Here is a 21,839-nt window from a genome sequence, read left to right on the forward strand (position 1 = left end):
ATGTACGCAACAATTTCTAATTTTTTAAAAAGGTTTTTTAAACAAAGTACTATTTTTAAGTATGGATTCAATATTTCTCCCATGTATAGAAGATCTACTGGGAAAATAAATTATGTTTCTGAAGATTTGTTAAAAGCGCAAGTAAAAATTCCTATTACTTATAAGAATAAGAATTACGTAGGATCTATTTTTGGAGGGAGTTTATTTTCTGCAACCGATCCTATTTTTATGATTCAGTTAATAAATATTCTTGGAGATACTTATGTAGTTTGGGATAAAGCTGCAACAATATTATTTAAAAGACCTGTAAAGCAAGACGCTTATGTAGATTTTATTTTTTCTGAAGATGAAATAAAACAAATAAAAAAGCAGGTTAAAAATGAACAGGAAATCAATTTAATAAAAGATATTAAAATAACGAATCAAGATAAAACTGTTGTTTTTGCAGAAGTTTCTAAAACCATATACATTGCAGATAAAACCTACTATAAAAATAAACGTAAAAAGAAATAAATTAGTTGTATTAATAGCCTTATTGTTTCTTTTTTCTTGTACTAAAAAGAAATCAAAATATACAAACAATCAGGTTTTTCGTTATAATGAGCACTCAAATATTACTTCATTAGATCCTGCTTTTGCAAAAGATCAGCGAAATATTTGGGGAGTCAACCAACTATATAATGGATTGGTAGAATTGGATGATAGTTTACAAGTACAACCTTCGATAGCAAAAAACTGGACAGTTTCTGAAGATGGAAAAACGTATCAGTTTGAGTTAAGAAATGACGTGTTATTTCATAAGCATGAGTTATTTGGAAAAGATTCTACGAGAAATGTAATAGCCCAAGACTTTGAATATTCTTTTAATAGATTACTTGATAAGAATGTAGCGTCTCCAGGAGGTTGGGTACTACAAAATGTAGAAAAATTCAAAGCAGAGAACGATTCTGTCTTTACCATCAATTTAAAGCAACCTTTTCCACCTTTTTTAGGGCTGCTGGCTATGAAATATTGCTCGGTTGTACCAAAAGAAGCTATTGATTATTTTGGGAATGAGTTTAGAGCAAATCCGATTGGAACAGGACCTTTTCATTTTAAACTTTGGGTTGAAAATACTAAGTTGGTATTGAGAAAAAATCCATTCTATTTTGAAAAGGATGAAAATGGAAAACAACTTCCGTATTTAGAGTCGGTTGCTGTTACTTTTTTACCAGACAAACAAAGTGAGTTTTTACAGTTTATTCAAGGAAATATCGACTTTATGAAGAGTTTAGATGCTTCGTATAAAGATGATATTCTAAACACTGATGGAACTTTAAAAGAGAAATATGCTTCTACAATCAATATGCAAACAGGAGCGTATTTAAACACAGAATATTTAGGAATTTACTTAGATGGAGAAGAGAAACATCCAACAAAATCAAAATTGATACGACAAGCCATCAATTATGGTTTTGATAGGGAGAAGATGATTAAGTTCTTAAGAAACGGAATTGGGAGTCCTGCTACAAGTGGATTCATCCCGAAAGGATTGCCTTCATTCAATAACCAACAAGGATATTCATACAAACCTGAAGAAGCGAAGAGGTTAGTAGCACAATACAAAGAAGAGACAGGAGATGAGAATCCACAAATAGCCATTACAACGAACAGCAATTATTTAGATTTGTGTGAGTTTATTCAACGTGAATTACAAAAAATAGGAGTAGCTACCAAAGTAGATGTGATTCCGCCTTCAACCTTGCGTCAAGGAAAAGCAAATGGAAAGTTGCCTATTTTTAGAGCAAGTTGGATTGCTGATTACCCTGATGCGGAAAACTATGTGTCGCTATTTTACAGCAAAAATTTTACTCCTAATGGGCCTAACTATACACATTTTAAAAATGACTTTTTTGATACTTTGTATGAACAATCTATCAAAGAAGTAGCTATAAAAAGACGTTATAAGTTATACCAAAAAATGGATAGTATTATTATTGCTGAAGCACCAATTGTACCGTTATATTACGATGAGGTAATTCGCTTTACACAAAATAATGTTACCGGTTTAGGAATTAATCCGATTGATTTGTTAAACCTAAAAAGAGTACAGAAAAACTAAGTGTTACTTTTTGTTTCGTTCCAGTAATAGCTGTCAGGGTATATTCGTTCTCCAAAAATAGCTGTTCCAACACGTACAATAGTAGCGCCCTCTTCTATAGCAATTTCTAAATCACCACTCATTCCCATAGAGAGTTCATTCATTTCTACATTAGGAATTTGTAGTGCTTTGATTTCTTCTTGAAGTTGCTTTAAAAGTTGGAAACATTTTCGAACTTCATCTGATTCCGAGCTTAGCAAACCAATGGTCATTAATCCTTTGATATGAATATTTTTGAATTCAGATATCTTTTTTACTAATTCAATAGTTTCTTCTGGTTTGGCTCCAAACTTACTTTCTTCAAAAGAGGTGTTTACTTGTATGTATACATCAATTTCTTTTTCCTCAAAAGTTAAGCGTTGATGCAATTTTTGAGCGACAGATAAGCGATCTATAGATTCAATACAACTAGCCCATTTTATAACTTCTTTAATCTTGTTACTTTGTAAATGACCGATAAAATGTACTTCAGGTTGCAGTTGTTTTATTGCATTACATTTTTGTTTTAATTCTTGTACTTTATTTTCACCTACAAGAGTTTCACCTTGTTCTAAAGCAAAATTTATTTTATCAGTATCTACTGTTTTTGTAGCTAACAATAAACGAACATCTTCTGGGTTTCTATTAGCTTTCTTACAAGCAAATTGTATTCTTTGATGAATAATGTTGAGGTTATTTTGAATATTATCCATTTACTAATTGATTGTTTAGTTCTTCTTTTTCAATAATTTTATTTTTTACAGCTCGAAGAGTAATGTCTTTAGCTTCTGCATACGATATATCATATATACGATTTATTTCTCTAAACTCTTCCGGGAATTGTTGCAGCAAAGTCTCATAATAGTTATCTAAATCCGATTCACTAGGTGCTTCGAATTTTAGTTTTAATTGAAAACGTCTTAAAAGAGCAGTGTCAATAACACTAGAGTGATTTGTGGCAGCAATTAATAAAACGTCATTTGGAAGTTGATCTACAAGTTGAATAATAGTATTTACCAATCGTTTCATCTCGCTAGAATCTTTGCTGTCATAATCACGAGCTTTGCCTATGTAGTCAAATTCATCTAAAAACAAAACAGCACTTTCTCGAGTTGCTTTTTTAAAAACTTCGGAAATGTTTTTAGCTGTTTCTCCTAGTTTTGAAGAAACAATGCTCCCCAAATTAAGTATGATAATTTTTTTATCAAGCTTTTTGGCAATAGCCTTAGCGGTGGTAGTTTTACCACAACCAGTATGTCCGAATAATAAAATTTTATTATCAACAGGCAGTTTGTATTTATCTAAAACAGCAACGTGTTTAAATTCTTTTAATAGTTGATGTAGTGTATTTTTGTTTTCATCGCTAAGATGAATTTTATCTAGTTCTATAGTTGTTTCTTTCGATTGAAGAATCAAGTTATGTATAGCCATTTGTGTTTTTTTGTCAAAAATAAAAGGTTGTATGTAATAAATTAATTTTTTAGTATACCCAAAAAAATAAAGTTGATGCTTTAAATTATTAACTCTTAAATTCGTGTTCAGGGCAATCAATTCTTAACTCTTTAGAAGCTAGTTTAGATTGTAAAAGGTTACAAAAATGTTCATTGTTTTCATGTTGGTAATAAGAGCAAGTATAGCACATTCTTTGAATAGTTATAACTCCTGCTTTATTAAGCTGGTATATTACTTTTAAGAGTCCTGTTAGTATGTCTTTTTTTTGATCTTCAGGTAATGAACTCAAAGGTTTTTCAATATTGAAAGTGAAGTTAGCTGATTTCTCAGCTATTTGTTTTCCTTGTTCAGTTAGACCAATAATATAACTTCTAGTATCGTTAGGGTTATGAAACTTTTGAACTAATTCTTTTTTTAATAAAACCCTAATACTATCACTAACAGTAGCTTTAGTCATGTTAAACTCTTCAGCTAAATAACTCACTTTACATTTTTCTTCTGAGTGAAACAGTAAAAAGATTAGAAGTTGAATTTGGATAGGGCTTAAAGAATTCTCCTTGCTTTCGCTCCAAAGAAGTACTCTAAAAGCTTCAGAAATTCGTTCTAAAGCTACAACTATTTTACTTTCAATTTTAGTGTTTTGCTGGTTTAAGTCAAAAGGAGATTTCATTAATTACAGTTTTCCATTTCGTATATAAAATACCCTTTTTTATGTATAGCATCTTCCCATTCGGGTTTGAGTATTTCAATATGGCAAAATACACATTCTTTTGAAGATAGTTCAAGGTTTTCTAATCCTTTAGTTTTTAAATATTCCTTACCATAGTTGAAAATTATGTTAGTGTCTTTATTGCTAGAAGGCACAATAATATCAAAATGCATTATTGTATTATCTTTTTTAGTTACGTAGGTATCCCAAACAGCTGCTTTCATTTTATTATATATTTATAATATTAAAAGCTCTACAAAATTAGGAATCCTAACTTTATAGAGCAAAAAAATTATCCTTTTACTTCTTCCATTGATGCTCCAAAATTAATATGGAGAACATTACCAGTAGGAGTTACCAAAGCAGGGACAGATTTTACACCAGCATTTTCTGCTTCTAAAATTCGACTTTTGTCTTCTCCAAAATGAACTACTTCAACATTATCAGAACCAATTAAGTTAATAATGTCTTGTTCTGCGCTTACACAAACAGGGCAACCTGCGTGATAAAAAATAGATTTACTCATAATTATATTGATTTTAAATTTTGATACAAATATAGTTAGGTTTCCTAACTATAAAAAATAATTTTTGTTTTTTTTATAAAAACTGCTTCTGTTTTGGAAATGAAGAGTATATAATAAAGTTGTTAATAGTTAATTAAGAAATAAAAATGTTATGTAATTTTAGCGGTTCTTATTGTTTATAGAAAAGATTTAATAATTGAGATGAGAACAGGTTACTTAAAAAAAGAAATGAGGTTGTTATTTGCAAAACAAGTTATAATCACAGTTCTTTTGTTTTTTGCTTTAGAAGGAATGTCGCAGTCGGTGGGAGTACAAGGATTTAAGGCTTTTGGTGTAAACCCCACAATACCTAATGATTCTCTTTTTTCAAAAATAAATAAGGCAAAAGACTTCAAAGCTAAATATGATGCGACATTTGATCTTATAGAGTTTCATCGAGAAAAAGGAAATTTAGATTCCATTATATACTATGGAAATAAACTGTACACGGAAACAACTAAGAATAAATTGATAGATAAAGAAAATCATTTATCAAAGGTTTCTAGTATAGTGGCTGAAGGAAAGTTAGAAAAGGGACTTTTTGATGAAGCTTTGAAATGGTATTTTAAAGGAATAGAGCACTCAAATAATAAACCGGATGATGAATTATTTGTTAAAAATAGAATAGGATTAGGAGCTGTAAAGTATGTTAGAGGAAAAGAAGAGGAAGGAAAGGCAATTATAGAAGAATGCATTGAAAATGCTCCAAACGAAAAATTAAAACACGATGCTTTTTATGAACTAGGGTTTATTTATTATACTCAAAGAGAGTATGAGAAAGCAAGAGAAAATTATAATAAAGCTAGATTACACTACGTGGCCGAGGGGTTTGTGAAAGAAGCTTTAGAAACTGATTTGTGGCTAGGAAAAGTATTGAAAGAAGAAGGTAAAATAACAGAAGCTCTAGATGTTTGTTATTATGTTTTTAATGAGTCGTTATCTAAAGGTTTTTTTACATTGTATGCTAAGACAGGAAATACATTAGGTATTCTTTATTTAAAAGAAAAAGACTATGAAAATGCTAAAAAAATACTTTCTACAGTATATATAAACTCCATACAATGGGCAAATTTAGAGATAGAAAGAAGAGCTATTTTAGGACTTCAAAACGCCTATGCTTCAACAGGAGATTATAAAAATGCACATGCTTTAATGACGCAATTAAATCGTGTTAATAATGAAATTTTAGTAAGTCAAAATAAACAGCAAGTAAATGAGCTTGAAGTACAGTATAAAACACTGGAGCAAAAGCAAGAGATTGAGCGACAAAAAACAATGAAAGCATACATACTAATAGCCTTTCTTATAGTATTAATACCTGTACTTGCTTTATTATATGTGTACTATCAAAAGCTTCAAACACAAAGTAAACTTAATAAGACTTTAGAAGAAGTAAACCAACAAAAAATAACTACGTTACTTAAAGACCAAGAATTAAAGTTAGTAAAAGCATCATTAGAAGGGCAGAATAATGAAAGAAAACGTATTGCCAGAGAGCTACACGATAGTATTGGAGGAAATTTAGCAACCATAAAGTTACAACTATCAAACAAGAGTAAATTAGAGGAAGAAAGCATAATTAAGCAAGTAGATGAAACCTATAATCAGGTAAGAGAGTTATCTCATAACTTAATGCCTAAAAAGTTTAAAGATTCTGCTTTTACAACAATAATAACAGAATATATAAATAATGTAAAAGCGCTATCTAAAGAACAAATAACGTTACAAATCCATCCAACGGAAGAGGTAGATAAAATAAATGAGAATTTAAAAGTAGAGCTTTATAAAATAATTCAAGAATTATTAACCAATGCATTAAAACATGCGAAGGCAACACAAATAGATATTCAGCTTTCTCTGTTTAATAACACGATACAACTACTTTTTGAAGATGATGGTGTTGGATTTGATCAAGAAAAAGTAAAATATGGATTAGGGTTTCAGAATTTAAAAGACAGATTAAAAACAGTTAAGGGAAATATTTTAATTAACTCTTTTCCAAGTAGAGGAACAGTGATAGATATTAATGTACCTTTAAATTAATATATGATGACTTACAATATTATTTTAGTTGACGACCATAAAATGTTTTTAGATGGGTTGGTAAATATTTTTAAAAATGAAGATGTGTACAATATCTTGCTTACAGCAAATAATGGTGAAAATGTAATAAAGTACATAAAAACAAATCCGAATCAACATATAGATATTGTTATTAGTGATATTTCTATGCCAGATATAGATGGTATTACGTTAAACGATTATATAAAAAAAGAACGTTCAGACATCAAAACGTTAATCGTTAGTATGCATACAGATGCAGGAATGATAGATACATTAATTAAAAATAATGTAGACGGATATTTATCTAAAAATGCAACTCAATCTGAACTACTAAAAGCAGTACAAACTATTCTTGGTGGTGAAAAATACTTCTCACAATCTGTACGAGAAGCTTACATGGAAAATGTTTTTAATAAAAAAAAGGAAACGTCAATAATGTTAACAGCTAGAGAGAAAGATGTACTTAAATTAATTGCAGAAGAATATACTACACAAGAAATTGCAGATAAACTCTTTTTAAGTAAGCATACTATTGAGAGTTATAGAAAAAACTTAATATCTAAGCTTAACGTAAAAAACCTTGCAGGATTAACAAAATACGCAATAAAACTGGGCTTAGTAGAGTAGTAATTTTACCACCCCCTGAAAACAGGGTAGTAACTTTCACTAGTTTCAGTCTATTTTAAGAATCACATCTAACGCATCTTTGTACCATAATTATTAAGTAATAAAGTTATGGTCATTTTTGGATGGCGAGAAGCCAAAATAAGTATACAGCCAGTAAACAATCATAGTTGTAGTTATTGCAATACACCAGAACGTTTATTTATTCAAGTAAATAGATTGTATGTACATGTATTTTGGATTCCTGTTATTCCTTTATACAAAAAAACATATAGTATTTGTGGTCATTGTAAACTGGAAATGAGTAAAAGCCAAATGCCACCAGACTTACAACGAAAGGCGAAAGAATATAAGCAAACAAGTAAAACTCCTTGGTGGATGTTTTCGGGGCTTATCATCGTAACTTTTTTAATGCTGTTTATATTTTCTTCAGCACTTTTAATACATAAATAATAAAAATCAATATAAACCATTTAAATTTTAATCAAACATGATTTACGGAATCTCATTAGTATTTTTAAGTATTGTAGCGGTACCATCTTTAATTTTATCAAAAAAGCCTAATGCTAAAGAATTATTAGAAAAAATAGAGCCTTACCAAGGATGGATTGGTCTTATTTTCTGTATTTGGGGAATTTGGGGAATTATTTCAGCTATTTTAAACTTAGGTTGGTTAACTACAGCACCAATATGGTGGGGAACCTTTTTAGCAGGAAGCATTGTAGAAGCAGGATTAGGTTTTATGTTAGGATACGGAATGATAAACAAATTATTACTATCAAAAAATCCAGAAGCTAGAGAAAAAGCAGAAATATTGAGAGGGAAGATTGCACCGAAACAAGGAAAATTAGGATTATTAGGAATCGTTGTTGGAATATGGATGATTGTAGCTTCATTCATTTTCATATAAACTAACAAAATAAAGAAAGAGAAAACATAAAATATAACATTGTAAACGAAGGCTTAAATAAGGTAGGGGTGTGGGGTTTCTATCAAAAAATCAAAAAAAAGCCTTGTTTGCAATGTTTTTGTATAAAACTGAAATTATTTTTTAGAACAATAAAAGGTAGTTGAAATGAAAAATATAAAAAATATTCTAGGAATTATTGTAGTATGTATCTTATTAACAGGGTGTGAGAAAGAAACTCCGCAAAAGGTAGTTGAAAAAACAGTACTCAAAGCCAATTTATTAACTGTTAACTATGGCATAGGATATTTTAAACAACTTAAAGAATTACAAAAAAATGAATATTTAAAGTATTATGATAATGATGGAGAAGAATATTCCGCAACATACTCTCAATATCTTCACAGAGTAACAATACCAAACCTTGAAAGAAGTTTAAGAGACATTCAGAAGTTAGAAGTAAACGAAGATTCAAAAGATTTAATAAATGCTTCAATTGAATTATTTGAGTTTTGTATAGACTTTTATAAAAAAGACTATGCAGAAATAGCATATATGTACGATGAAGGAAAAACTCAACAAGAAATTAATCAGTTAATAAAAGAGTTTAAAGTAAGAAGTTTTGAAGAGTTTAAAGAAAAAAACTTGGAGCTAGAAGAAGCAGCAAAAAAATATGCTGAGAAAAAAGGAGTAAACTTAAAGTTTGTTTAAATAATTTTTAACTCAAGTTTAGGATTAGAGCCAATTATATATCTAGACTTGATAGTTAAGAATCCTTTTTCGTTGTTGGAAACATCCTGAATGTACTTAGGAACAGTTAAGCCACTTTCATTTATCATAAGCTTCTCATTTTTATAAATTGTAATTTCTGTCATCACCACAATTTCACTAGCTGTAGAAAGTTCTTTCTCTCTTAAAACTGTACGTTTTTCAATAAAATTTAAATTGTTTGAATTTTTTTCAAACAACCACTCACTTGAATTCAGTGCTTTTTTACTAACTTCAAAAACCTTATGATGTTCACGATAATATTTTTGTTGAATGTTAGGTTCATCGTTTTTGTATGAGCTAGTACCAATAGCTAATGTAATTTTCTCAGGAATAAAAACAGTATTTGAATTAGACTGCTTCATTAAATTATAAAAAACAGAAACTTGTTGCTCACTATCCAACGCACGTTGCATCGTCTCACTTAAAATAATATCTGGAGAAAAGTTTTTAGGGAATTTATATTTTGTAGCGTCTTGATTTATAAAGTTGATATTATGGTTTTCTAAATCTAGTTTTTTAATTGTACTTTTTAAAGTTTCAAAACTCAGAGGGTTTATCTCTAAAAGTGAGTATGTTATATTCAAATCAGCATACTTTAATATAAAAGGAAGTATAAGCGAAGCAAAAGGACCAGTACCAGCATAAAGTATATGTAATGAGTCTTTTTGATAGATCTTCTCTTGAATAGCAATATCAATTCCTTTGATAAATTTTAGAGTTCTTTCTAAATCATCAAGGCAATTAGCTGCCCATAAAGTACCTATTGCTACACCATTTTCAAGTTGAACATTATTTCGATGCTCTTCATGATTTATAGCTTCATTTGAAATTCTAAAGAGTAATTGTTTATAATCTTTTAAAGAAGAAGAATAATTAGATGTTTCATCAAAGAATTTAGAAGTAATATGTAGTAACTCTTTTTTTAAATTCATTACAAGCTATTATAAGAGTTGTTTATTTTGATGTAAGCTTTGATAACTTCTGTTCCATTTCATTAATAAGTTTTTTCGAAGCAGGTTCATTGCTACGTTTTAGCTCGTTTAGTATAAGGTGTATTGTTTCTGGTGAATCAATTTCTTCTTGTTTAGGTTGAAAACTTTCTTTTGGAGCAAGAGAAAAAAATAAAGTATCAGACCATTCGTTCCTTTCAGCATCGATAACTAAATGAATACGGTCTTCATTTCCTTTATTAGTAACTGAATGTATATAATTTACATTCGTATACCAACACTCACCAGGTAACATTTTCAATTGTTCATCATCTAAAATAAATTCAACTTTATTATTCGTAATAATCGGAATATGTAAGCGAAAGTTACCATCTTCATAGCCTAGTTTGTAGTCACGATGAGGTTTAATTTCTGCACCAACATTCAAACGTAATAAGCGAGCAGATGAAATAGGGCATTGAAAAGAGTTGATAACCTCTCTAAAATAATTGCAATCATTCATTATCGGAGTTTCCTTAATAGTACTATTATCATTTTGAAAAGCAAAAATATTAGAAGCATCACCATTGCTAGAATACAAAGAGATTGCTTTCCACTCACCTTGATATCCAGATGTGTTGAAATGAGGAATCCAATGTTGATTTACAACTAAAGAATAATCATGTAATAGTTTATCTGTATCAAACAGAAAAGGAAGTTTTAAAAAAATAGTAGTTTTAATTTCTTTCACTTGTATGTGTAATTGTTCTATAGCAAGTTACTAGAAAAATTGTAGATTAAATCGTTTTTAGAATAGGTGTTTATTTTTTAGGCATAAATGAAAAAATAACGACCAGTACTAAATAACTGTAATAATTATTTAGCACTAGTCAGAAAATACTTTTTAATTAAAATGCTTTATTTGTTTTAAAAGAAGCAACACTAGTTCCTCCATTTGTAACACTACCATCATTGTATTTAGCATAAGGTCTAAAGTAATAAGTGGTTTCAGGTGTTAATTCTTCAATAAATTCAGTATAAATATTTTTAAAAATATTACCAGATACATCAGTATCTAAGGCTATAGAGCTGTTAGAAAAATCTTCATTTACACTGTATTCAAAACCAATTTCTTTAGGAGATTCTTTTTCTATAGAAATTACTTCTAATTCTGGGGTAATACCTTCTGAATTTTTAAAGAATAGTTTCGGTTTGATTATCATGTTAATAGACCTACTTTCACTAGCGTCTATACTAGTGTTTATTTTAATTTCATTTCCATAGAAATATGTGTTATCACTTAGTTTAAAATAACCTCTAATATAATAAGTTGTTTCCTTTTGTAAATTGTCGACTATACCAGTAATATTGTCAGCAGGACCTGCGGCAACCACAGTATTGTTGCCATTAGGAATAGGGTTTGATGATTTTCCATATACAAATCCTCTATCAGTTACATCAGCTAAATCATTACCATCTTTAAAAGTGCCTTTTAAATATATTTTAAGAGTATTATTGTGGTTAATAAAATAATTAAAATCATTACTAGTATTAAAACTAGTTGGTATTATTTCTATTTCGTTTTCTTCACTAGAGCAGTTAGTAAGTATAATAGAGATAAATAAAAAAAATAGAGGTTTTAAAAAATGTTTAATTTTCATGTAGTTTTAATTTTTAATTTTTTGCAAAACTCAATATTTTAAATCATTTAAATATGAAAGATAAAGATATAATGAGTTCGAAAATCAGAAAATAGAACTTTAATTAACTCTTTTTTAAATGAAAGAAACAGGTTTTTATAGGTTAAATATTATAAAAAGCTATTTTTATAATTAGTAGGAGTAGTACCAGTTTCTTTCTTGAAGGCACTATAAAAAGCACTTTTACTTTTAAAACCAACCTCTAAACTAATACCTTCAATACTATAGTTTTTTGAATTATTACTTTTTAAAATTTCTATAGCTTCATTAACTCTAAAACCATTTATAAAAGTTTTAAAGTTTTTATTTGAAATTTCATTAATAACAAAAGAAATTCTTTTAGGGTGTTGATTTGTAATATTAGCTACATCAGCAATGGTTAAATCTGGATCTTTATATTTTTTATGTAAAATTATAGTTTGTTGAATATGGTTAAATAAATCTGTATCAACTTTACTTATTTTATTCTCGCTATTAAAATTGTTCTTCTTTTCAATCTTAGAGTCTTTTTGTTGAGTCAAGTTTTTAATTGTTTGTTGTTGTAGCCCATAAATACTAATCCAGTATAAAAGCCCAACATCAATTAAAATAATAAATAAATTGAGAGTTTTATTTGTTATTTCAGGTAAAAAATGAAGTGTGAGCGTAAAAAAGAGACCAATTGACATAAATGTTTTAGCCCATTGTAGCTCTTTACCTGTAGTAGAAGTGTATTGATTGTTAGTTTCTTCGGTATGTTTTTTTATAAAAGTATAAGTTTTGTAGTATATAAAAATATCATATAAATGCCCACCTATATGATTAACAAAACGAAATTCTTTTGAAAGTTTTAACTGTTCTAACCCTGATGATAAATTAAGATAAACCAATATATCTATAATTAACATTAACAAACCTGGTAATAAATAAAAATAGACTTTATTAGATTTAGGTAGTATAGAAATATTTCTTATATAAACATAAAAAAGAGGGAATAGTAACCAAGTAAAATCAACAGGAAGATTATTTAAAAAAGAATAATTTTTATCTAAATCTAAAAGTTTAGCTATTGGTTTGAGGTAATTTATGGAGTAAGCAAAAATAAATAACCCTAAAAGTAATGTAGGGCGATTATTTTTTTTATCCAAGTAAATTAAAAGTATACTAAATATTATTCCTTGAATAAGGCCGAGTAAATAAATTATAGGAATTAAGTAACTATCTAGATTCATAATACTGTTCTAATTAAACACAAAATTAGATATTCTTCTTTACAAATAAGAAGTGTAAATAATAGTATTTAAATTTTAAAACTGTATTGCTAATCAAAAATGATAGTAGCTATAAGCAATCTCTTTGTTAATATGAAACTAAATCTTTAATTCGATTCGTAATTGTTTTTTTAATATCTTTAGGATAACTTCTATCCCCGTGAAAAACATCGGCCATCGCTTCACTAAACTGCTGACCATATTTTTTTAATACAATATTTCGGATATTCTTTTGCTCGTAAAACCATTTTGAAAGCCATAAACCAGTTTTTATTTCAGGAAGTAGGCTTTCTGATATTTTTTCTAAATATAATTTAGTAGCTAATTCAGGCTCTTTTTCACTCTCAATAATAGCTTCAGCAGCCAATTTACCACTGTAAATAGCATTAGAAATTCCTTCAGCAGTAATAGGATCAGCAAAACCAGCAGCGTCACCAATTAAAAACACATTATTTTTAACAAAACCATCTGTACGAGGAGCAACAGGAATTTGAAAACCATGTTGTGATTCGCTAACAATATTTGTAATTCCTAATGTTTTTAAGTATTCTTGATAATATTCTTTCAAGTTAATTTTAGTTCTTCTAGCAGAGGCAACCCCAATAGATAAATGCTTTTTCTTTGGGAAGTTCCAAGCATAACCGTAAGGAATAGCATCAATATCAAAACGAACTTCTTTTGATAAACGTTTAAAGTCTTCGTCAGAAACTTCTACTTCATATTCTAAAGCAGGAATTAATTTACGAGTATCTTCTTTCCACCCAGCCATTTTAGCTGTAGGACTCAAAGCACCATCGGCAGCGATAACAAAATTAGCAGTAAAATTACCTTGAGAAGTTTCAAGAGTAATAATATCATCAGAAAAAGTTAGTCCTTTTAGCTTATGGTTTTCTAGTAAAGTAGCACCAAACTCCTTTGCTTTTTGCGTGATAAGATTGTCAAAAGAATCACGCATAATCATAGAAATAGTTGGTTCTTCTCTATGCGTTTTAAAGTGAAGTTTCTCTCCCAAATAAATATCAACAGTATGAAACTCTTTTTCAACGACCTCTTTAATATCAAAAGGTAAGTTTTTGCGACCTCTAAAAACAAAACCTCCACCGCATGTTTTATAGCGTGGTAAAGTTTCTTTTTCAATAATAACTGTTGAAATTCCTTTTTGAGCTAAGTAAAAAGCTGTTGAAGCTCCTGATGGTCCGCTGCCAATAATAGCAACATGGTAATGCTGTTTCATAGTATTATTTTTAGTTCGGTTAAAAATACACTTTTATACCGAATTAAAAATTAATTTACCAATGTAAACGAGTCATAACAGGGTAGTGGTCAGATAGTTTTATGTCTCCGTAGGTTTTAAATTGATTCACAGTAGCTTTTTTATCTGTTAAAATAAAATCAATTCGCATAGGATAAATGTACCTAAAAGACTTGCCTAAACCAATTCCACATTCAATAAAAGCATCTTTTTTATCAGAAGCCAATTGTTTATAAGCCCAAGAATAAGCGGTGTTATTAAAGTCGCCACAAACAATTTTTTTACCTTTCCATGAATACTCATGCTGTTGAATTAATTCAACCTGACTTACTTGTTTTACAAAACCATTTTCTAAACGTTTAAATAAACGCTCAGAACTTTTTTCTCCAAAATTTTCTTTTTTCGGATTTAGTTTTAATGATTCTAAATGCACATTATAAACACGAACGGTGTCATCTTTTACAAGAATATCGGCAAAAATGGTGTTGTTAGCACTTTGTTTAAAATCAAGAGAACCAGAGTTTATAATTGGGTGTTTGGAATAAATAGCTAATCCAAATTTATTCGTTTTCGTTTTCGTTTTGATGTATTTATAAGGAAGTTTAATATCTAACATTTTAGAATTGTAAAATTCCTGTACAGCAATAACGTCTGGATTTTCATTATTGATGAACTCATAAATCTTTTGTTCAGTAGTAACATCTTCTTCATGTTTATAATGATTAAACAAGTGGACATTGTAGCTCATTATTTTTAAATCATCATTTAAAATTACCTCCTTATTAGAAAACTTAACTAATGGAGTAGAAACAAACCATCCTATGGCTAAAACAAGTAATGATAAAAAAGCATTTTTATGCATTTTAATAAGCCAATACACAAAAAAAGCAATGTTTACGATAACTAAAAACGGAACAAACAACCCAAAAACAGAAAGGAAAGGAATTGTTTGTGGAGATACGTACGGAAGTGCATATGATAGCAATAAAACAGCTGCAAAAACTGAATTGATAAAGAATATAAACTTATGAGCTATCGAAAACTTTTTCATCTAATTTTTTCCTTGTTTAAATAAAAACTCTTTTTCACTTTTACTTAAAGTATCGTATCCAGATTTACTAATTTTATCTAAAATAGCGTCAACTTCTTCTTGGTTTCTAGTCTTATCAACGTTAGGTTTTGGTGTTTTATTACCAGATTTATAAACTGTTTTGAGTTTTCTTTCTTTTTTAGAAAAAAGTTTGTTTACCGATTTAAAAATGTCCAACTCCTTATTACTAGCACTACGAACATAGAAAAAGCCTAGTAAGGCACCACCTAAATGTGCTAAATGCCCACCAGCATTACCAGCAGGAATTTGAATAATATCAATAGCAATCCAAATACAAGCTAATACCCATAGTTTTACAAAACCAATTAACGGGAACTTTAATTCATAATTAGGCATGTAAGTAGCAATACCAATAAAAATAGCAGAAATACCAGCTGAAGCACCTAACAAAACACTATTATGAGCAACATTTTGTAAGGCAGGAAAAAAATTATAACTCGCAACAAAAATAATACCTCCAAAAAGTGTTCCTAGTAAATAAAAACTGAGTAATTGTTTAGGGGTAAAGTATTGTTGAAATAAATGTCCGATATAAAATAAGGCAATTAAGTTTAGTAGAATATGTAAAAAACTAGTGTGTAAAAAACCATAGGTAATAATAGTCCAAGGTTTAACAATAAAGTCATCAAAGTTGGCAGGTAACGCAAGCCATTCTACTAAAAAGTTTGTTTTTGATTGAAAAAGAAACCCAAAAGTATTGGTCACAAAAACAAGTAAGAAAACAGCTAAGTTTACGTAAATTAATTGTTCAACAATTCCTGCATGTTTGAATCTATATTTTAAGTTTTCGAGTATATTCATATTTTTATGACTTCTTGAATAAAGACAAGTTAAGATACTAAATTAACGAAATTTAAATTGATTTTTTTTCCAGTACCAAGCAATGATAAAACCGATAATAGCACCACCAATATGCGCAAAATGCGCAATGTTACCAATTGAATAACTAGTCATACCAAAGAATAAATCACTTAAAATAATTAAAGGAATAAAGTATTTGGCAGCAATAGGAACAGGGAAGAAAATCAATGCTAGTTTAGCGTCAGGATAAGTTAACCCAAACGCAACTAAAATTCCATAAATAGCACCAGAGGCACCAACGGCAGGCGTGTGGTATAAACTATAAAACTCACTCATAGTTTTATTAGACAAAGTTATTAAGCTATCGTTATACTGACCTGAACTTAAAATATTTTGAATTTCAGCAGGAGAAACTCCCATACCAATTAGCTGTTCGTATATTCCATTGAATTGATAGTAATTCACGAAAGTGTAAATTAAACCTGCACCAATTCCTGCAGAAAAATAGAAGAATAAAAATTTATTTCGCCCCCACATTTGTTCAAGTGGGGTACCAAATGCCCATAAACCATACATGTTAAAAAGTAAATGTGCTGGTCCGCCATGCATAAATATGTGTGTAACATATTGCCAAACCCCAAAATGTTCGTTTTTTGGATAATGTAAAGCAAATAGATTAGTTAAATCCATGTTTAATAACTGCGGAGCAAAATACATAATCACGTTAATGATTATTAAATGCTTTATGGCTTGTGTTAATCTAGGCATATTACTTTTTATTTATTAAAAATGGCATCAATTTCATTTAAAGCTAATGTTTTAAATGTAGGTTTGCCAAAGGGTGAAATATTAGGTTCTTTGCAAGAGAATAAGTTGTTTACTAAATTTTCTTGTTCTTTTGCACTTAAAGAAGTTCCTGTTTTTATAGCTAATGATTTAGCAAATGATTTTGCCATCACGTCAAAGTGACTAAAACTACTATCAGGTACTTCGAGTTTAATATCGTCTAATAACTGTTCTAAAATAAGGGTGATTTGACTTTCACTTATTGAAGTAGGAATTCCGGCAATTACCACACTTTCTTTGGTGAATTCATCAAACATAAAACCAGCACTCTCTAAATCAGATTTTATACTGTATATCATTTCTATATCAGATGAAGAAAAAGAAATATTTACAGGAAACAGCAATTGTTGACTACTTGCTTCTTTAACAGTAATGTTCTCTAAAAATTCTTCATACAAAACACGTTGGTGTGCTAAAGATTGATGAATTAATACCACGCCTGATTTTATAGAACTCAACAAGTATTTTTTTTGAATTTGGAAGGTTTTTCCAGTTTCAGTTTCTTGCTCAGATTCAAAAAGTTGTTCTTGCTGAATAGGCTCAATGGTTTCAGTATTTGTATATAAAGCTTCCCAACTTCCAGTATCTTTTTTAAAGTTAGATTGATAACTGTGTGTTGTACTACTTTTAGGGGAGCTACTTGTATTAGATGGCTCTTTGTAATTAGTTTCCGTTTTAAAAGGGTTAAATGTAGGATCAACAGTTATTGGAGGAATAGATGAGTTACTTTTTTTACTATAGTCGTAAGGAGTATCTAAAGTAGCATCTCTGTCAAAATCCAATACAGGAGCTACATTATATTGCCCCAAACTATGTTTTACAGTAGCACGTAAAATAGCGTATAATGCTTTTTCGTTATCAAACTTAATTTCCGTCTTTGTTGGGTGAATGTTAATATCAATTGTATTAGGAGGCACCTCTAAATACAAGAAATAAGAAGGATGCGAACCACTTTCTAATAAACCTTCAAAAGCATTTACTACAGCATGATTTAAGTACGAGCTTTTTATAAAACGGTCATTCACAAAAAAGAATTGTTCACCACGTTTTTTCTTTGCGAATTCAGGTTTAGCAACAAAACCGTTAACAGTTATAATATCTGTTTGCTCATTAATAGGAACTAATTTTTCGTTCATTTTAGTTCCAAAAATAGCTACAATACGTTTACGTAAGTTGCTCTTTTTTAAATGATAAACCTCGTTGTTGTTATGATGTAATAAAAAAGAAATAGTAGGATGCGCTAAGGCTACACGTTGAAATTCATCAACAATATGACGGGTTTCAACAGTGTCTGATTTTAAAAAGTTACGACGTGCAGGAATATTAAAAAATAAATTTTTAACAGCAATACTAGTTCCTTTTGCAGTTGAAACCACTTCTTGAGAAGTTATTTCACTACCTTCAATTTTTATCTGCGTTCCTAACTCGTCATCTTCTTGTTTCGTTTTTAATTCAACATGCGCAATGGCAGCAATAGAAGCTAAAGCTTCTCCACGAAAACCTTTAGTATTTAGGTTGAATAAATCTTGTGCATCTTTAATTTTTGAAGTGGCATGACGTTCAAAACTTAAACGAGCATCCGTAGCACTCATTCCCTTACCATCATCAATTACTTGAATTAAAGTTTTCCCAGCATCTTTTAACAATAAGGTGATAGAAGTAGCACCAGCATCAATAGAGTTTTCAATCAATTCTTTTACTACAGAAGCAGGGCGTTGCACAACTTCTCCAGCAGCAATTTGGTTTGCAACATGATCAGGTAGTAACTGTATAATATCTGACATTTAATTATTTTTTGGGAAAAAGATTGTAAGATCAAAGTCGATAATAAACAAGAAAATAAGCGTTAAAACTAACGCTATAATAACTATAGTTTTATTCAGTTTGTAACCAGACTCTTTAAATTCGTCAAAAGCAGCATTAAACTTTCCCTTTAAACTTTTTCTTTTTCCAACAGTAGTTCTGTATTCATCAAACTTTTGTTTTATCTCATAAGGATTTCCTTCTCCTTGATAATAACGAGGTTTGTAATCGAACTTTTTATTTTCTCTTTTAATAAATCCCATAAAATTGTTGCTTCTTTAATAGCTTAAGTGGAACAAAAATCACACCAAATAAGACGAATTCCAAAGTTACTGAATTATAGAGAGGTGGTCAAAAAATGTGTATAAATTAAAGTTAAAAAGCGTTTAGATTCCAAAATCTAAACGCTTTTTAATAATATTTAACTATAACAGAATTAATTAAAAACCTAATGATTTTGATGGACGTTCTTGATTTTTAATTGCTGCCATTTTAACTGCAGCTACTGCACATTCAATTCCTTTGTTACCTAGTTTACCGCCTGAACGATCAATAGATTGTTGTTTGGTGTTATCGGTCAATACACAGAAAATTACAGGAACATCGTACTTAATGTTTAAATCTACAATTCCTTGAGTAACTCCTTCACATACAAAATCGAAATGCTTGGTTTCACCTTGGATAACATTTCCAATGGCGATAATAGCATCTAATTTTTGTGTTTCGATCATTTTTTTACATCCGTACACTAATTCAAAACTACCAGGAACATCCCAAGAAACAATATTTTCCTCTGTAGCTCCACAATCTAATAAAGTTTCAATAGCACCTTTATGAAGGTTTTTAGTGATTTCAGGATTCCATTCTGAAACAACAATCCCAAATCGAAAAGACTTCGCATTTGGGATTGTTGCTTTATCGTAATAAGATAAATTTGTTGTTGCCATTATTGAGCGTATTTTGCACTGTTGATATACTTTTCAATATCTCTTCCTTGATCAGAATCAGCGTATTTTTCTTTAATGGTTGTGTATAATTTTTCAGCTTTACTGTATTCTTTTAAATCCATTGCAATTTGAGCTGCTTTGAATAAAAATAAAGGCGTAGTAAATTGATTATCTTTTTTATTAGCTGCCTGTTGATAATAGTCTAAAGCGTCTTCTGGCTGATTGATATCAGCAAAAGCATCACCAATAGCTCCTAAAGCAGTAGGCCCTAATAGCTCATCATCTGAACTAAAGCTGCTTAAATACTCTATAGCTTCTTCGTATTTTTTTATTTTTAGGTAAGAAATACCTGCATAATAGTTTGCTAAGTTTCCTGCTTTTGTGCCACTAAATTGATCAGCAATATCAATAAAACCATATTTTCCATTAACTCCTCCTATAAGAGCTAGGTTATAGATAGAATCAGCTTTGGCTCCAGCAAAAGTTGAAGCTTCATCAAATAAAGCTCTAGGGTATGCTAATTCGTTTGAAGCTTCTTGTTGTGTTGGCTCAGCAATAAACTTGTTATAAGCTAAGTACACTAAAATTAAAGCTGCAACAGCTACCAATCCGTAAAATAATGGCTTGCTATTTTTTTCAATCCATTCTTCTGATTTGTTCGCCGTATTATCTAAAGTATTAAATACTTCAGCTGTAGTACTTTGAGATTCATCAAATGTTTCTTCTACTTCTTGTGTAACCTTTTCTTTCTTAGGTTTATAACCTCTTTTCTTGTATGTAGCCATAATTGCTTAAAAAATTAGTGGCGACAAAAATAGTTTTTTTAATTGGATTTTAAAAGTCGTTTTTTCGTAAATTTTCGATAATTTGCGCTTTCTTTTAGTAACAGGGCTCATTCATGTATTTACAAAAACTTTCTTTGGTAAACTTTAAGAATATTGAATCTCAAACTTTTGATTTTCAAAAGAAAATTAACTGTTTTGTAGGAAATAACGGTATTGGAAAAACCAATGTGTTAGACGCAATTTATTACTTGTCATTTGCTAAAAGTTACTTTAATTCGATTGCAGGACAGAATATCCGACACGGTCAAGATTTTTTTATGGTTGAAGGAGATTATTTGTTAAACGACCGACAAGAAAAAATTATCTGTTCCTTAAAAAGAGGTCAGAAAAAAGTATTGAAACGCAATGGAAAAGCCTACGAAAAATTTTCTGAACATATAGGGCAGCTACCGTTGGTGATTATTTCTCCTGCGGATAGGGATTTAATTGTTGAAGGAAGCGAAACTCGTCGTAAATTTATTGACGGAGTAATTTCTCAACAAGATAAAAAGTACTTGCAAACGTTAATTTCGTACACTAAAACGGTGAGTCAGCGAAATGCATTGTTGAAGTATTTTGCTGCCAATAGAACATTTGATGCGTTAAATTTAAAAGTATACGATGAGCAGTTAATTGAGTATGGAACGGTTATTTATAACAAAAGAAAAGCTTTTTTAGAAGAGTTTGTGCCTATTTTTAACGATAAGCATAAAATTATTTCTGGAGCAAACGAAGAGGTAAATTTACGTTATAAAAGTCAGTTGCACGAGGTGTCTTTAGAAGTTTTGTTGCAACAAAACTTAGAGAAAGATAAGATGCTGCAGTATACATCTGTTGGAATTCATAAGGATGATTTAAATTTTGAAATAGAGGAACATCCTATTAAAAAATTTGGTTCACAAGGACAACAAAAATCGTATTTAATAGCATTAAAGTTGGCACAGTTTGAGTTTATTAAAAAGCAATCTAACGTAACTCCTATTTTGTTATTGGATGATATTTTTGATAAGTTAGATGAAAACCGTGTTACTCAAATCGTCGATTTAGTGAATAGTGATGAATTTGGACAAATTTTTATTACAGATACCCATGCTGATAGAACAGAGGAAGTGATAAAAAAGAGTAATCAAGAGTATCAGATTTTTAAATTATAATCTTAGTTGCA

Annotated in this window: 25 protein-coding genes; 8 read left to right on the forward strand and 17 right to left on the reverse strand. The window is 29.6% G+C overall.

What is annotated here, in order from left to right:
• Positions 1-513 carry a DUF4442 domain-containing protein gene (locus AC3VJB_RS01535; protein ID WP_047790469.1) on the forward strand — a complete coding sequence of 171 codons (513 nt, stop codon included), beginning with the start codon at positions 1-3 and terminating at the stop codon, positions 511-513.
• Positions 470-2,101, forward strand: coding sequence for an ABC transporter substrate-binding protein (locus AC3VJB_RS01540; protein ID WP_497666662.1), 1,632 nt, complete (start codon positions 470-472; stop codon positions 2,099-2,101). Before AC3VJB_RS01535 ends, AC3VJB_RS01540 begins: the two co-directional genes overlap by 44 nt.
• On the opposite strand, the gene AC3VJB_RS01545 is transcribed toward AC3VJB_RS01540, so the two are convergent.
• From AC3VJB_RS01545 to AC3VJB_RS01565, 5 genes are all read right to left on the reverse strand, one after another.
• A complete protein-coding gene (locus tag AC3VJB_RS01545) occupies positions 2,098-2,832 on the reverse strand; it encodes a YggS family pyridoxal phosphate-dependent enzyme (RefSeq protein WP_437824123.1) in 735 nt (244 codons plus the stop codon). The two genes, AC3VJB_RS01540 and AC3VJB_RS01545, sit on opposite strands and share 4 nt — an antisense overlap.
• Positions 2,825-3,550 carry an AAA family ATPase gene (locus AC3VJB_RS01550; protein WP_437824125.1) on the reverse strand — a complete coding sequence of 242 codons (726 nt, stop codon included), beginning with the start codon at positions 3,548-3,550 and terminating at the stop codon, positions 2,825-2,827. The genes AC3VJB_RS01545 and AC3VJB_RS01550 overlap by 8 nt, the downstream gene beginning before the upstream one ends.
• A gap of 88 nt (positions 3,551-3,638) precedes the next feature.
• The gene (locus tag AC3VJB_RS01555) at positions 3,639-4,241 is read right to left on the reverse strand and encodes a MarR family winged helix-turn-helix transcriptional regulator (RefSeq protein ID WP_047790467.1); all 603 of its coding nucleotides are present in this window, start codon (positions 4,239-4,241) and stop codon (positions 3,639-3,641) included.
• On the reverse strand, positions 4,241-4,504 hold the full coding sequence (locus tag AC3VJB_RS01560; protein ID WP_047790466.1) for a DUF2024 family protein: 264 nt from the start codon (positions 4,502-4,504) through the stop codon (positions 4,241-4,243). The genes AC3VJB_RS01555 and AC3VJB_RS01560 overlap by 1 nt, the downstream gene beginning before the upstream one ends.
• Positions 4,505-4,572: 68 nt before the next feature.
• Positions 4,573-4,806, reverse strand: coding sequence for a thioredoxin family protein (locus tag AC3VJB_RS01565; protein WP_167714128.1), 234 nt, complete (start codon positions 4,804-4,806; stop codon positions 4,573-4,575).
• A gap of 201 nt (positions 4,807-5,007) precedes the next feature.
• Between AC3VJB_RS01565 and AC3VJB_RS01570 the strand changes: the two genes are divergently transcribed.
• The 5 genes from AC3VJB_RS01570 to AC3VJB_RS01590 all read left to right on the forward strand — a co-directional run bounded on the left by AC3VJB_RS01570 (position 5,008) and on the right by AC3VJB_RS01590 (position 9,151).
• Entirely contained in the window at positions 5,008-6,888 is a 1,881-nt protein-coding gene (locus AC3VJB_RS01570; RefSeq protein ID WP_159494577.1) for an ATP-binding protein, read from the forward strand.
• Positions 6,889-6,891: 3 nt separating this feature from the next.
• On the forward strand, positions 6,892-7,536 hold the full coding sequence (locus AC3VJB_RS01575) for a response regulator (RefSeq protein WP_047790463.1): 645 nt from the start codon (positions 6,892-6,894) through the stop codon (positions 7,534-7,536).
• A 108-nt stretch (positions 7,537-7,644) separates the two neighbouring features.
• A complete protein-coding gene (locus tag AC3VJB_RS01580; RefSeq protein WP_047790462.1) occupies positions 7,645-7,986 on the forward strand; it encodes a zinc-ribbon domain-containing protein in 342 nt (113 codons plus the stop codon).
• A gap of 37 nt (positions 7,987-8,023) precedes the next feature.
• Complete coding sequence (locus tag AC3VJB_RS01585) at positions 8,024-8,443, forward strand: hypothetical protein (RefSeq protein ID WP_047790461.1); 420 nt, start codon at positions 8,024-8,026, stop codon at positions 8,441-8,443.
• A gap of 165 nt (positions 8,444-8,608) precedes the next feature.
• The gene (locus AC3VJB_RS01590; RefSeq protein WP_437824132.1) at positions 8,609-9,151 is read left to right on the forward strand and encodes a hypothetical protein; all 543 of its coding nucleotides are present in this window, start codon (positions 8,609-8,611) and stop codon (positions 9,149-9,151) included.
• On the opposite strand, the gene AC3VJB_RS01595 is transcribed toward AC3VJB_RS01590, so the two are convergent.
• From AC3VJB_RS01595 to AC3VJB_RS01650, 12 genes are all read right to left on the reverse strand, one after another.
• A complete protein-coding gene (locus tag AC3VJB_RS01595; protein ID WP_437824134.1) occupies positions 9,148-10,143 on the reverse strand; it encodes an SAM-dependent methyltransferase in 996 nt (331 codons plus the stop codon). The two genes, AC3VJB_RS01590 and AC3VJB_RS01595, sit on opposite strands and share 4 nt — an antisense overlap.
• A gap of 22 nt (positions 10,144-10,165) precedes the next feature.
• A complete protein-coding gene (locus AC3VJB_RS01600; protein ID WP_497666663.1) occupies positions 10,166-10,891 on the reverse strand; it encodes an aspartyl/asparaginyl beta-hydroxylase domain-containing protein in 726 nt (241 codons plus the stop codon).
• A 157-nt stretch (positions 10,892-11,048) separates the two neighbouring features.
• A complete protein-coding gene (locus AC3VJB_RS01605) occupies positions 11,049-11,801 on the reverse strand; it encodes a hypothetical protein (protein ID WP_159494572.1) in 753 nt (250 codons plus the stop codon).
• A gap of 149 nt (positions 11,802-11,950) precedes the next feature.
• Positions 11,951-12,967, reverse strand: a complete 1,017-nt coding sequence (locus AC3VJB_RS01610) for a helix-turn-helix domain-containing protein (RefSeq protein ID WP_159432125.1) — start codon at positions 12,965-12,967, stop codon at positions 11,951-11,953.
• Positions 12,968-13,178: 211 nt separating this feature from the next.
• Entirely contained in the window at positions 13,179-14,324 is a 1,146-nt protein-coding gene (locus AC3VJB_RS01615) for a geranylgeranyl reductase family protein (RefSeq protein ID WP_159494571.1), read from the reverse strand.
• Between the two features lie 55 nt (positions 14,325-14,379).
• On the reverse strand, positions 14,380-15,393 hold the full coding sequence (locus AC3VJB_RS01620; RefSeq protein ID WP_073184842.1) for an endonuclease/exonuclease/phosphatase family protein: 1,014 nt from the start codon (positions 15,391-15,393) through the stop codon (positions 14,380-14,382).
• Positions 15,394-16,254, reverse strand: coding sequence for a rhomboid family intramembrane serine protease (locus AC3VJB_RS01625; RefSeq protein WP_253680614.1), 861 nt, complete (start codon positions 16,252-16,254; stop codon positions 15,394-15,396).
• Between the two features lie 42 nt (positions 16,255-16,296).
• Positions 16,297-17,022, reverse strand: coding sequence for a rhomboid family intramembrane serine protease (locus AC3VJB_RS01630; protein WP_047790454.1), 726 nt, complete (start codon positions 17,020-17,022; stop codon positions 16,297-16,299).
• An 8-nt stretch (positions 17,023-17,030) separates the two neighbouring features.
• Positions 17,031-18,884 carry a DNA mismatch repair endonuclease MutL gene (gene mutL, locus AC3VJB_RS01635; RefSeq protein WP_497666664.1) on the reverse strand — a complete coding sequence of 618 codons (1,854 nt, stop codon included), beginning with the start codon at positions 18,882-18,884 and terminating at the stop codon, positions 17,031-17,033.
• A complete protein-coding gene (locus AC3VJB_RS01640) occupies positions 18,885-19,166 on the reverse strand; it encodes a riboflavin synthase subunit beta (protein ID WP_167714120.1) in 282 nt (93 codons plus the stop codon).
• 177 nt (positions 19,167-19,343) lie between these two features.
• Positions 19,344-19,850, reverse strand: a complete 507-nt coding sequence (ribH, locus tag AC3VJB_RS01645) for a 6,7-dimethyl-8-ribityllumazine synthase (RefSeq protein ID WP_047790451.1) — start codon at positions 19,848-19,850, stop codon at positions 19,344-19,346.
• Complete coding sequence (locus AC3VJB_RS01650; RefSeq protein ID WP_497666665.1) at positions 19,850-20,635, reverse strand: tetratricopeptide repeat protein; 786 nt, start codon at positions 20,633-20,635, stop codon at positions 19,850-19,852. Before AC3VJB_RS01650 ends, ribH begins: the two co-directional genes overlap by 1 nt.
• A gap of 113 nt (positions 20,636-20,748) precedes the next feature.
• Here AC3VJB_RS01650 and recF point away from each other — a divergent pair, with 113 nt between their 5' ends.
• Entirely contained in the window at positions 20,749-21,828 is a 1,080-nt protein-coding gene (gene recF / locus AC3VJB_RS01655) for a DNA replication/repair protein RecF (RefSeq protein WP_497666666.1), read from the forward strand.
• Positions 21,829-21,839: the final 11 nt, after the last annotated feature.

The sequence above is a fragment of the Tenacibaculum sp. TB-53 genome, from assembly GCF_059716285.2.